Annotated in this window: 11 protein-coding genes and 1 tRNA gene; 6 read left to right on the top strand and 6 right to left on the bottom strand. The window is 69.3% G+C overall.

What is annotated here, in order from left to right:
- Positions 1 to 34 precede the first annotated feature (34 nt).
- Positions 35 to 313, top strand: coding sequence for an acylphosphatase (locus ATO4_RS01405; protein WP_083589588.1), 279 nt, complete (start codon positions 35 to 37; stop codon positions 311 to 313).
- A 97-nt stretch (positions 314 to 410) separates the two neighbouring features.
- Here ATO4_RS01405 and lipB read toward each other — a convergent pair whose 3' ends face one another.
- A complete protein-coding gene (gene lipB / locus ATO4_RS01400) occupies positions 411 to 1160 on the bottom strand; it encodes a lipoyl(octanoyl) transferase LipB (RefSeq protein WP_280940472.1) in 750 nt (249 codons plus the stop codon).
- Positions 1161 to 1326: 166 nt separating this feature from the next.
- On the opposite strand from lipB, the gene ATO4_RS01395 reads away from it, so the two are divergent.
- Positions 1327 to 1411 (top strand) — tRNA-Leu (locus tag ATO4_RS01395).
- Positions 1412 to 1662: 251 nt separating this feature from the next.
- Here the strand turns inward: ATO4_RS01395 and ATO4_RS01390 are convergent.
- Complete coding sequence (locus ATO4_RS01390; RefSeq protein WP_083589833.1) at positions 1663 to 1908, bottom strand: DUF2188 domain-containing protein; 246 nt, start codon at positions 1906 to 1908, stop codon at positions 1663 to 1665.
- A gap of 364 nt (positions 1909 to 2272) precedes the next feature.
- On the opposite strand from ATO4_RS01390, the gene rpsD reads away from it, so the two are divergent.
- Positions 2273 to 2890, top strand: coding sequence for a 30S ribosomal protein S4 (gene rpsD, locus ATO4_RS01385; RefSeq protein WP_083589586.1), 618 nt, complete (start codon positions 2273 to 2275; stop codon positions 2888 to 2890).
- 182 nt (positions 2891 to 3072) lie between these two features.
- Here rpsD and ATO4_RS01380 read toward each other — a convergent pair whose 3' ends face one another.
- The 3 genes from ATO4_RS01380 to ATO4_RS01370 all read right to left on the bottom strand — a co-directional run bounded on the left by ATO4_RS01380 (position 3073) and on the right by ATO4_RS01370 (position 6964).
- Positions 3073 to 3399, bottom strand: a complete 327-nt coding sequence (locus ATO4_RS01380; RefSeq protein ID WP_083589585.1) for a hypothetical protein — start codon at positions 3397 to 3399, stop codon at positions 3073 to 3075.
- 12 nt (positions 3400 to 3411) lie between these two features.
- Positions 3412 to 4881, bottom strand: coding sequence for an MBOAT family protein (locus tag ATO4_RS01375; RefSeq protein ID WP_083589584.1), 1470 nt, complete (start codon positions 4879 to 4881; stop codon positions 3412 to 3414).
- Positions 4882 to 5341: 460 nt separating this feature from the next.
- Positions 5342 to 6964: a GDSL-type esterase/lipase family protein gene (locus ATO4_RS01370; protein WP_139802183.1), complete on the bottom strand. Its 1623-nt coding sequence runs from the start codon at positions 6962 to 6964 to the stop codon at positions 5342 to 5344.
- A 244-nt stretch (positions 6965 to 7208) separates the two neighbouring features.
- Here ATO4_RS01370 and ATO4_RS01365 point away from each other — a divergent pair, with 244 nt between their 5' ends.
- Entirely contained in the window at positions 7209 to 8000 is a 792-nt protein-coding gene (locus ATO4_RS01365; protein WP_139802182.1) for a DUF459 domain-containing protein, read from the top strand.
- A gap of 72 nt (positions 8001 to 8072) precedes the next feature.
- On the opposite strand, the gene ATO4_RS01360 is transcribed toward ATO4_RS01365, so the two are convergent.
- Positions 8073 to 9431 (bottom strand): formimidoylglutamate deiminase, encoded by a 1359-nt coding sequence (locus ATO4_RS01360; protein ID WP_083589581.1) that lies wholly within the window; start codon positions 9429 to 9431, stop codon positions 8073 to 8075.
- A gap of 90 nt (positions 9432 to 9521) precedes the next feature.
- Here ATO4_RS01360 and hutI point away from each other — a divergent pair, with 90 nt between their 5' ends.
- Both hutI and hutH read left to right on the top strand, forming a co-directional pair.
- Positions 9522 to 10760, top strand: coding sequence for an imidazolonepropionase (gene hutI, locus ATO4_RS01355; RefSeq protein ID WP_083589580.1), 1239 nt, complete (start codon positions 9522 to 9524; stop codon positions 10758 to 10760).
- Positions 10757 to 12292, top strand: coding sequence for a histidine ammonia-lyase (hutH, locus tag ATO4_RS01350; protein ID WP_083589579.1), 1536 nt, complete (start codon positions 10757 to 10759; stop codon positions 12290 to 12292). Before hutI ends, hutH begins: the two co-directional genes overlap by 4 nt.
- Positions 12293 to 12303 lie beyond the last annotated feature (11 nt).

Here is a 12303-nt window from a genome sequence, read left to right as displayed (position 1 = left end):
CGGTCGCGAAACCATGGAACGAGCAAGGGGCATCATGAGCAAGAGCGTTCACGTCGAGATCACCGGCCGCGTCCAGGGCGTCGGCTACCGCGCCTGGTGCGACGAGGAGGCCCGCCGCCTCGGCCTGTCCGGCTGGGTCCGCAACACGCGGGCCGGAGCGGTCGAGGCGGTGTTCAGCGGCGACGAGGCGGCGGTCGATGCGATGCTCGAGGCGGCGAGGCAGGGCCCGGCCTGCAGCAGCGTGAAGGACGTCGCGATCCTTCGAGAGGTGGAAAGCTACGGCGGCGACTTCGAGATCCGCCGCTCGGAGTGACGGCCGGCGGCGATTCGGATCCGCCCGGAGCCGCCCGGACCGGGCCGCAGCTCAGCCCGACCGCCCGCAACCTGGCGGGACCGTCGCGTCCGCATGGTCAGTCCCGGGACGTCATCCCGAAGATCGCCTCGAAATTGCTTCGCAGGAGCGAATCGACCTCCGGCATCGAGACCAGCGTGCCGAGGTCGGCGAGGCTGGTGACGCCGTGGCCCCGGATACCGCAGGGTATGATCCCGGAGAAATGGTCGAGGTCGGGATCGACGTTGAGCGAGATGCCGTGGAAGGTGACCCACCGGCGCACCCGGATGCCGATCGCCGCAATCTTGTCCTCCGCGACGGCGCCGTCCGGCGCCAGCGGGCGCTCCGGCCGCCGCACCCAGACACCGACCCGGTCCTCCCGCCGCTCGCCGACGATGTGGAACTCGGTGAGGGTGGCGATGATCCAGGCTTCCAGCGCGGCGACGAAGGCGCGCACGTCCTGGCGCCGGCGCTTCAGGTCGAGGAGCACGTAGGCCACCCGCTGGCCGGGGCCGTGATAGGTGTACTGGCCGCCGCGGCCGGCCGAAAACACCGGGAATCGCCGGTCGAGGAGGTCGCCGTCGCTGGCGCCGGTTCCGGCCGTGTAGAGCGGCGGGTGTTCGACCAGCATCACCGCTTCGCGGGCACGGCCGTCGGCAATGGCGGCAACGCGCGTCTCCATCGCCTCGAGCGCGTCTTGATAGGATGTCAGGCCGTCCATCACGAGCCACTCGACCGGCGGTGAGCCGGCAAGGGCGAAGAATCGGTCGGTTGCCGCCGACAGGCGCGGCGCGGACGGGATCGGGGCGCGGGGTTCCATCCCCGGCATATAGCCATTCCCGTTCCTGTCCGAAACGGGAATGGCTCCGGCACGCCGCCCACTGAGCCGACCTTCATGCGATTTCCACAGCGGCGGAAAAGATAAGCCTTGTGCGGCCCGGCAAGTCTTGTTACACGCCCGCCACCGATGGCGAACAGCCGCGGTGACACGGCGTGCGGTCGTGGCGGAATTGGTAGACGCGCAGCGTTGAGGTCGCTGTGGGGCAACCCGTGGAAGTTCGAGTCTTCTCGACCGCACCAGCCTTGTTCTCCTGGGAGAATCCAGGATCATGAAGAACAATCGGGCCAGACGAATCAAGCGGATGGCTGCCGGCCTCGGCGGGCGTCGCGCTTTGCCGCGTGCGGATTCCGGCCGGCGGATCGCTGCTGTCCGCGGAAGCGGCGCCGCAGCCGGGTCGACGCGGCGTGCCGGGCGAGCCGGCGCACACTCTTCCTGCGGTCACGACATGGGCCCGCGACGCACAGCGCGCGTCACGGGCATGCCTGTGCTCTCAGGTATCGTCCTGGACGGCCGTCTGCGGCCTGTCGGATCCCGACGAGACCTCGGCGTGCCACTTGCCGGCCGCATCCTCCCAGACGATGCCGGCCGCCTCGCCGGGGCGTTGCTGGCGCATCGCCGCGGCCCGGGCGGCGAGGAAGGCCTCGTCGTGGGTGCCGAAGGTCTCCGAGAAGACGTCGTCCAGCTTGTAGGCGAAGCCGCCGTCATGCTCGACGATGTGGTAGGTGATCTGGGCCATCAGGCTGTTCTCCATGGCAGTCGCAATCGTCCCGACCCCATCGGTGTGAAGGCGGGCTCGGGCAACTCCGACCGACATGCTTTCGATTCGGCTGCCGGCAAGGAGGGCGACTGCCGGAGAGATCCCGGCCGCTTTTCCCCGGCTTGCGGCCGCGGCGGAGTTGACAGGCCCCTCGCACACGGTCTAACAACCCCTGCAACCGGCTGAAGCCCTGCTTCTGCCGGTTTTCAACGTGTCCCGTGAGTGGCGTCGGTTTGTGCCCACGCCGCTCTGTCAGTCCCTGAAGAGGGGTAGAGGAGGGCGCGTTTCCTGGACCGGCCCGTGGGCGACCGCGGGCCTTGTTGTTTCACCAAAAGGAAATGCGATGACCAAGCGCACATCCGCGAAGTACAAGATCGATCGCCGCATGGGCGAGAACATCTGGGGACGCCCGAAGTCCCCGGTGAACCGCCGCCAGTACGGCCCCGGCCAGCACGGCCAGCGCCGCAAGGGCAAGGTCAGCGACTTCGGCGTGCAGCTGCGCGCCAAGCAGAAGCTGAAGGGCTATTACGGCGACATCCGCGAGAAGCAGTTCCGCAAGATCTACGACGAGGCCGCGCGCCGCAAGGGCGACACCTCGGAGAACCTGATCGGCCTGCTCGAGAGCCGGCTCGACGCCATCGTCTACCGCGCCAAATTCGTGGCGACGGTGTTCGCCGCGCGCCAGTTCGTCAATCACGGCCATGTCAACGTCAACGGCGTCCGGACCAACATCCAGTCCTACGTCTGCAAGCCCGGCGACGTGATCGAGGTTCGCGAGAAGTCCAAGCAGAACGTCGCCGTCATCGAGGCGACCCAGCTCGCCGAGCGCGACGTGCCGGACTACATCGACGCCGACCACCACAAGATGGTCGCGACCTTCACGCGGGTTCCCGGCCTCCACGACGTGCCCTATGCCGTCCAGATGGAACCGAACCTGGTGGTCGAGTTCTACTCGCGCTGATCCAGCCAGAATTGCCGAAAATCGAAGCCGCGCCATCGTGCGCGGCTTTTTTTGTGCGTACGGATGCGAGAACGGCGGGACGGGCGGAATGGCGGGCCGTGCTCATTCGTCGGCGCCACGTGGTATCCGCGCCCCGTCCTCCGCCTCTCGTTCCGTGTCGTCGCCGGCCGCTGCCGGCGTCGTCAGGACCCTTCCGGCTCCCGAGGCAGGAACAGCTCGCCGCTGGCGAAGGCCTCGACGATCTCGGTGGCGCGCTGGCTGACACCGGCCGCACCGATCGCTTCCATCCAGCCGTTCCACGCCTCTGCCGCCGCGATCACGGCTTCGCTGGTCTCGCCCGGCGGCAGGTCGTAGGTGACGCTGACGAGATCGGCGGAGCGGAAGATCGCCAGGGCGACGAGCGCCGTGAGGAAGATCGAAAGGCCGGCGCCAACGTTCGATGCGGTGTCCCGGCGCAGCCTCGCGAGGCGGCTGGCCTTCGCGGCGGGACGAGGGGGCAGGGTGGCCATGGGTGCTCCCGGTCAGAACTGGAAATAGATGAAGGGCGCCGTGCCGGCCGGTGAGATCCACTGGATGACCACGAGAGCGAAGGCGAAGGCGAGGGCGGTCAGCGCCGTCGGCCAGCGGCGGATCGCCCGGCCGCAGCGAAGGTCGAGATCGTGCGGCGTGAAGTGGAAGGCCAGCGGCAGGAAGACGAGGAGGAGGTGGAACGGCGTCCATGCCGCAAAGCCGCCGCTCGCCGCCATCAGCCCGGACAGGTAGGCGAGCGCCGTCTGAAGATCCGCCGAGCGGAAGAAGATCCAGGCGAGCGTCACGAAATGAAAGGTCGCGAGAACCGCCAGGACGCGGACGATGCCATGGCCGTGCCAGGGCCGCGGCGACCGGGCGATGCGCCTGAACGCGGCATCGGGCGAACTGCCGTGGCGGGGTGAGAGGCGCTCGCGCACCGCCCGTTCGAGGCCGAGGGCCGCACCGTGCATCGCGCCCCAGATGGCAAAGTTGTAGGCCGCCCCGTGCCACAGGCCGCCGAGGAACATCGTCAGGAACAGGTTGCGATAGGTGGCGAGCTTGCCGTTCCGGCTGCCGCCGAGGGGCTTGTAGAGATAGTCCCGCAGCCACTCGGACAACGAGATGTGCCAGCGCCGCCAGAATTCCTGCAGCGAGGCAGCGCGATAGGGCTGGCGGAAATTCTCGCGGAAGTGATAGCCGAGCAGCGCCGCCGTGCCGATGGCCATGTCGCTGTAGCCGGAGAAGTCGCAATAGATCTGCACGGCATAGCCATAGGCGGCGAGAAGCAGCGTCGGCGTGTCGTGGGCGTCGGGCACCAGGAAGACGTCGTCGACGAGGTGGGTCGCCAGCCAGTTGGCGACGACCATCTTCTTCAACAGCCCGACCACGATCAGCACCAGCCCGTAGGACAGCATGAAGCGCGTCAGCCGTGGCCGCTCATCGAGCTGTGGCAGGAAATCGCGCGCCCGCACGATCGGCCCGGCGACGAGCTGGGGAAAGAACGAGACGTAGAGGAGGAGATCGAGCGGCGATCGCTGCGCCGGGATCTCCCGGCGGTAGACGTCGACGATGTAGGAGATCGCCTGGAAGGTGAAGAAGGAGATGCCGACCGGCAGGATGACCGCCATCAGCGGCAGGTCCCGCGCGACGCCGAGCTGGCGCAGGACATCCCCGAGGGATTCCAGGAAGAAGCCGTAATATTTGAAGAAGCCGAGAATGACGAGCAGCAGCCCGACGGAGGCGCCGACCACCGCCCGTCTCTGCCTCTCTCCATCGGTCCGATCGATGGCAAGGCCCGCCACCCAGGCGATCAGCGACGCTGCGAGGAGCAGAAAGCAGAACCGCCAGTCCCAGTAGCCGTAGAAGACGTAGCTCGCGGCGAGCAGCAGCGACTTGCGGGCCGAGGCCATGGTCCGCATCGCCCAGGCGAGCGCGAAGACCACCAGGAAGAACACGGCGAAATCGAGCGTCGGGAACAGCAAGTCGGCGAGCCTTGGGGCGGGAAAGGAAGCGGCCGGAACGGTCTGGCGCTTCTAACCCATCCCGCTGGCGAAAGCGCCAGCGGCCGGAAGATTGGGGAGGAAAACGACAGTCTTCGTTAATGATGTTTCCGGTGCTGTCGCTCAGGCGACGCAGCGGCAGATGTCGGTGGGCGGCCTATGCGTCGACGGGAAGGATCGTGATCGGGCCCTTGCGCTGGCGAGTCGGCTCCCGCAGCTCCAAGGGTTGCGGCGACAGCCGTGCATCTGCGCGGGGGATCGGCAGAGTTGATGCCAAGGAGCATCGGCGACGGCCGCACGTCCAGTCTCTGCGCCGGCCTTGCCAAAGGCCTTCGAAAGGCTCTGCGTCCTTCGCAAGGCTCTGACGAAAGAACCCACTCGGGGCGCGAGATCACGGCAGGATGGAGCGAGGCGCTCGGCCGGCGCGGCGCGAACGGTCCCGTCAGTTCAGCGACGCGACCGGCGTGTCACCCTTGGAGGCCGGCAGCAGCAGGCCGTCGACGAAGCTCTCGGCGCTGCGGTCATAGCCCTTCGCGGTCAGATGGACGCGGTCCTTGGCGGCGAGGCCGCGCTCGGCCCAGGCATCGATCTTGCAGCGTCCGCCCATCGCTTCCGACCAGTCCCAGAAGCCGGCATTCTCGTCCCTGGCCAACTGCTCGATCGTCTCGCGCACGCCGGCGAGCTTGATCGGCGAGCGCCAGCCGCCGGCGCAGGCCGGGCCGCGGCTGGAGCGCCGGGTCAGGCCGTCGGCGGCGCCGGCGAAGGCGAGATCGGCCTGCGGCGCGGCGGCCTTCAAGATGGAAACGAAGCGGGCGGCCGTCTTGCGGTAGGCGGCGAGGTCGAGATTGTCGTCGTAGCCCTCGTTGGTGCCGTAGCCATAGACGATGAGGTCGGGCGCGATCGCCCTGACGTCGTTGGCGACGAGGGTCTCGTCCCAGCGCTTCGTCACGTCGACCGTCGCGCCGACGATGCCGAAATTGACGTAGCGCACGCCCGGCACATCGCGGCCGGTGCCCCAGTCGAGGATCGTCGTGGTGCCGTCGCCGGCCGGGCTGACGGTGACGCTGTCGGCCTTTGCGGCGAGCCGGACGGTGGTCGAGCCGGGCTTGTCGGCGCGGGCCGAAAAGGTCTGGCTCTTGCCCCCCGCGCTGATCGTCACGCCGCCGGCCTTCGGGCCGGTGACCATCGTGACCGAGGCCCAGTCGAACGGGCCGGTCTCGCTCGACAGCGTCATCTTCGCGCTCTTCGCGCTCGATGAGAGCCTGATACCGGAGACGCCGTAGGGGCCTGACTTCACCTTGAGGCTGGACGCCGCCTGCCAGGGGCCGGAGCGGTCCATCGAGACCTGGGCCGCGCCGGCATAGGGAAACACCTTCGCCGGGATGACCTGGCCGCGGCCCGCATCGCCATAGGCGGCCTGGAGGCGCGAGCGGATGCCCCGCGTGAAGGAGTCTGCCGCGACGTGGGAATCGCCGATATGGAGGATGGTGACGGGTTCGCGCCGCGTGCCGTTCTTCAGCGCCGCGAGCTTGGCATGGAATCTCGCGAGCGGGCCGTCGTCCCCGGTGGGCATCTCCACCCCCTTGCGCTTGACGAGGTCGGGCGGGGTCAGTCCGCGGTTCAGCCCGTCGGATCCGTAAGCGGTCGCCATCAGCAGCGGATGGGCCGGGCGCTGGGTGCCGGACTGCGCCGCAGCGCCGGCGACGACGCGGGAGCCGAGCTCGGCGGTCAGAAGCGGCGCGGGCGGCGCGACGGCGGCCATCACCTTCTCGGCCTGCGCCCGATCGGTCGCCGCCTGGCGCAGAATACGGCCGGACTTACCGGCGGCGAGACGTTCCGCGCGAGGCAGCGCCGGCTCCGATGCGTCAGCCTGCTGATGGGTGCTGGTGGAGGGCTTCACCGAACGCAACGCCTCTTCGAGGTCCCTCGACCTGTCGGTGCAGCCGGCGAAGAGTGCCGCCGCGGCCATCAGGACCGCGATCTGCCGGGACGCCCCGTGGCGACGCGCGCCGGCGTAAGGCCCCATGCCGCTCGCCGCGAGCGCCTGACTGTTCCGTTCGGTCACGCTTGCCCCCAATCCGTGATGATGTGTCTCCACGACAAAAAATCGGCCCGCTCGTCGAGCCTCGATGGTTTTGGGTAATTTTCCGTGAACGCCCCCCGATCCGGCGCTTCACCCCCGTCAATGCTAAAAATGCAACGAACACGGCAAAAGTTCGACCGGGGCCGCGGTTAACTTCATCTTGCGGCGGGGCGGCGGTATATTCGCGCTCCGCCGGGGCAGCGAGGTCAACAGGGAGATCCTCTCGATGAAATTCTTCGTCAGCAGGGGGAGGCGGGACGTGTCCCGCTCGTCCGCCTGGGCGCTGGCCCTCATGCTTTGCCTCGTCTCGCTGCAGCCCGCCGCGGCGATCGATGTCGCCGCGAAGGCGGGGGGCGACGAGGACACGATCGCCGCCGCGTCGGCCGCAGTGGCGCAGCCGCGCGACTACCACATCGCCGTCCTGGGCGACTCGCTCGGGGAAGGCGTCTATGCGGGCCTCGCCCAGCTCGTCCGCAGCGAGGCCAATGTCGCCGTGACCAAATACGCCCGGGTCAATACCGGCATCGCCCGCAGCGATCGCTACGACTGGCCCGAGGCGGCCGGCAAGCTGGCGGACCGGGCGATGGATGCGGCGCTCCTGGTCTTCGGCGCCAACGACCTTCAGACCATCCGCGAGAACGGCAAGGCCTACCACTACAAGCAGGACGCCTGGGAGGAGCGCTATCGGACCCGGGTCGCGAAGATCGTCAAGGCCTTCAGCGACAAGGGGATCAAGGTCTACTGGCTGAGCCTGCCGATCACCCGCAAGAACCGGTTCCAAGAGGACTACGCCTATCTGAACCAGATCTTCCGGGAGGTGGCCGAGGCCAACGGCGCCACCTTCATCGACGCCTGGGGTGCCTTTGCCTGCGCGGACGGGGACTATTCCGAGACCTATACGCTCGACGGCTCCAGCAAGATCATCCGGGCCAGCGACGGCGTCCACTTCACGCCGCTCGGCTATCAGGTCTATGCCGGGATCGCCCTCGATGCGCTTCGCAAGGACCTGAATTTCTAACCCGCGACGGCGGCAACAGCGGCATGCCGGCGTCTCGCCGAACAGCCGATGAGCCGCTGCCGCATCTTCGCGTCAGACCCGTGCCGCCAGCGTCTCCACCGCCGAGCGAAACCGCCGGAACACCGCCTCGCGCGCATAGTGCCGTCCGCCGCTGACGCGCCTTTCGCCGGCGACCCAGACGCCGTCGACCGCCGGCCGCGAGGCGGCGAAGATCCAGGCGTCGAGGAGGGCGTCGCCGGACTTGCCGACCAGCGCCGGATGGTCGGCGTCGAGGGAGACGAGATCGGCCGGTCCGCCCTCGGCGATCCCGGGTGCCGGCCGGCCGAGCGCCTGCGACCCGCCCGCGAGCGCCGCGGTGAAGAGCGCATGGCCGGTGGAGGCGCCGGGTTGGGCAAGGACGTTGCGGCTCTGCCGGTGGAGGCGCTGGGCGGTTTCGAGCTGGCGCAGTTCGTCGGTGATGCCGATCAGGACGTTCGAATCCGAGCCGATGCCGAAGCTCCCGCCGGCCGCCTTGAACTCGGGCGCCGGGAAGAAGCCGTCGCCGAGGCTCGCCTCGGTGATCGGGCAGAGACCGGCGACCGCGCCGCTTTGCGCAAGCAGACTCGTCTCCCCGGGTGTCATGTGGGTCGCATGGATCAGGCACCAGCGCCGGTCGAGCCCGGCATGTTCCAGCAGCCATTCGACCGGGCGCCGGCCCGACCAGGCGAGGCAATCCTCGACCTCCTTCACCTGTTCGGCCGCATGGATGTGCATCGGCGCATTCGGCCGGAGCTTGGCGGCGAAGGCGAGTTCGTCGGGGGTGACGGCGCGCAGGCTGTGGGCGGCAACGCCGAGGACGCCGCCGGGAAGATCGGCCAGCGCGTCCTCTGATACCTCGACGAGGCGGGCGAAGGTGTCGCGGTCGCAGATGAAGCGCCTCTGGCCCGGATGGGGCGCTGCGCCGCCGAAGGTCGCATGGGCGTAGAGGACGGGGATCAGCGTCAGGCCGATACCGGCCTCGCCGGCGGCCGCCGCGATCGCGCCGGCCATGGCGCCGAGGTCGCCATAGGGCCGGCCGTCATGGTCGTGATGGAGATAGTGGAACTCGCCGACCGAGCCGAAGCCGGCCTCCAGCATCTCCACATAGAGCTGCGCGGCCACCGCCGCGACCTCGTCCGGCGTCATGGCGAGGGCGAAGCGGTACATCGTCTCGCGCCAGACCCAGAAGGTGTCGGTGCCGGGGCCGCGCATCTCCGCCAGCCCCGCCATCGCCCGCTGGAAGGCGTGGCTGTGAAGGTTCGCCATGGCCGGCACGAGGATCGCGGCGCGCTCGTCGCCGGGCAGCGGCGGGCCTTGCCTGACCGCGGCGATGCGAGCACCCTCGATCTCCAGCCGGACGTTCGTCCTCCAGCCGTCGGGGGTGAGGGCGGTCTCGGCATGGATCGTCGGCATTTCGGCCTCCTCGTCTGCATCTCCGGCTTGCGAGGCCGGATATTATGTCTATACATGATGAAAAGCGAGCCTCTCGACCAAGGGTGCGCCATGGCCTCCATCGATCATAATCCGCCGCCGAAACTCTGGCGCAATGCCCGGCTCGCCACCATGCGGGCCGACAGGCCGGGGCTCGGGACCGTCGAGAAGGGTGCGGTGCTCGCCAGCTCCGGCAGGATCGCCTTCGCCGGACCGGAGGCGGAGCTCCCCGCCGCCCTGCTCGAGCCGACCGGGGGCATCGAGACCGTCGACTGCGAAGGCCGCTGGATCACGCCGGGCCTGATCGACTGCCACACCCATCTCGTCTGGGCCGGCAACCGCGCCCGGGAATTCGAGCTGCGGCTGGCGGGGGCGAGCTACGAGGAAGTGGCCAGGGCCGGCGGCGGGATCGTCTCCTCGGTCAGAGCCCTGCGGGAGGCGAGCGAGGACCGGCTGGTCGCCGAGGCGCTGCCCCGGCTCGACACGCTGATCGCCGAGGGCGTCACCACGATCGAGGTGAAGTCCGGCTACGGGCTCGACACCGAGAACGAGGCGAAGAGCCTGCGCGCCGCGCGCCGCCTGGGCACGGAACGGCCGGTGAGGGTGCGCACGACCTTCCTCGGCGCCCATGCGCTGCCGCCGGAACATGCCGGCGACAAGGCGGGCTTCATCGCGAAGGTCGCAGGCGAGATGCTGCCGGCGATCGCCGCTACGGGCCTCGCCGACGCGGTCGACGGGTTCTGCGAGGGGATCGCCTTCTCGCCGGAGGAGATCGCCCGGGTCTTCGACGCCGCGCGGGCCGCCGGGCTGCCGGTGAAGCTGCATGCCGACCAGCTCTCCGACCTCTCCGGCGCAGCGCTCGCCGCCAGCTACGGCGCGCTGTCGGCCGATCACCTGGAATATACCAGCGAGGCCGGCGCCGCCGCGATGGCGAGGGCCGGCACCGTCGCGGTGATGCTGCCGGGCGCCTTCTATTTCATCCGCGAGACCAAGGTCCCGCCGATCGAGAGCTTCCGCCGGCAGGGCGTGGCGATGGCCGTCGCGACCGACTGCAATCCCGGCACCTCGCCGCTGACCTCGCTGCTCCTGACCATGAACATGGCGGCGACGCTGTTCCGCATGACCGTCGACGAGTGCCTCCTCGGCGTCACCCGCCATGCGGCGAAGGCGCTGGGGCTCGAGGCCGAGGCAGGCACGCTGGATGCCGGCAAGTCCGCCGACCTCGCCATCTGGGACATCGAGAGCCCGGCCGAACTCGTCTATCGCATGGGTTTCAATCCGCTCCATGCCCGTGTCTGGAGGGGCAGATGACCGATGTGGTGATGATCGAGCCGGGCAACGTCCCGCTCGCCGGCTGGCGCGCGATCTACCGCGGCGCCGTGCCGTCCCTCGACCCGGCGGCGTTTCCGCTGGTGGAAGCCTCCGCCGCTGCCGTGCGCCGGATCCTGGCGCGGGGCGAGCCGGTCTACGGCATCAACACCGGCTTCGGGAAGCTCGCCAGCGTCCGCATCGGCGAGGCGGACCTGGAGACGCTCCAGCGCAACATCGTCCTCTCCCATGCCGCCGGCGTCGGCGAGCCGATGCCGGTGCCGGTCGCCCGGCTGATGATGGCGCTGAAGCTGGCGTCGCTGGCGCAGGGTGCGTCCGGCGTGCAGCTGTCGACGGTTCAGCTGCTGGAGGCCATGCTCGCTAGGGGGCTGACTCCCGTGGTGCCCTGCCAGGGTTCGGTCGGGGCGTCGGGTGATCTCGCGCCGCTCGCCCACATGACGGCGGCGATGATCGGCGTCGGCGAGATCGTTTCGGGCGATGTCCGCATGCCGGCGGAGGAGGCGCTGCGGGCGGCCGGGCTCGAACCCGTCGTGCTCGGCCCGAAGGAAGGGCTGGCACTCCTCAACGGCACGCAGTTTTCCACCGCCAGCGCGCTGGCGGGCCTGTTTGCGGCGGAACGGCTCTACCAGTCCGCCCTCGTCACCGGGGCGCTGTCGACCGACGCCGCCAGAGGCTCCGACACGCCCTTCGACGCGCGCATCCACGCCTTGCGCCGCCACAAGGGGCAGATCGAGACGGCCGAGGCGCTGCGGATGCTGATGGAGGGGTCGCAGATCCGCGCCTCGCACCGGGTCGGCGACGAGCGCGTGCAGGATCCCTATTGCCTGCGCTGCCAGCCCCAGGTGATGGGCGCCGTACTCGATCTGTTGCGCCAGGCGGCGGTGACGCTGGAAACCGAGGCGAACGGCGTCTCCGACAATCCGCTGATCTTCGCCGATGCGGACGAGGCCCTGTCCGGCGGCAACTTCCACGCCGAGCCGGTGGCCTTCGCCGCCGACATGATCGCGCTGGCGATCTGCGAGATCGGCTCGATCGCCGAGCGGCGGGTCTCGCTGCTGGTCGATCCGGTGCTGTCGCTGCTGCCGGCCTTCCTGACGCCGAAGCCGGGGCTCAACTCCGGCTTCATGATCCCGCAGGTGACCGCCGCCGCGCTGGTCTCGGAGAACAAGCAGCGAGCCTACCCGGCAAGCGTCGATTCCATCCCGACCTCGGCGAACCAGGAAGACCACGTCTCCATGGCGGCCCATGGCGCCCGGCGCCTGCTGGCTATGGCGGAAAACCTGTCGAACGTCGTCGCGATCGAGCTGCTGGCCGCGGCGCAGGGCTGCGACCTCGTCGGCGGGCTCTCATCCAGCCCGCCCCTCGAGGCGGTGCGCCGGCTGCTGCGCGCGGAAGTCCCGACGCTTCAGGACGACCGGCATTTCCATCCCGACATCGTGGCGGCCCGGGAACTCGTCGTCTCCGGCGCCCTGATCGACGCCGTCGCCCCGCTCACCTTGCCGACGCTCGCCTGAGGAGACCCAGC

The sequence above is a fragment of the Aurantimonas sp. 22II-16-19i genome (assembly GCF_002088275.1).
Taxonomy (GTDB): domain Bacteria; phylum Pseudomonadota; class Alphaproteobacteria; order Rhizobiales; family Rhizobiaceae; genus Jiella.
This window is presented reverse-complemented; position numbering and strand designations above follow the sequence as displayed.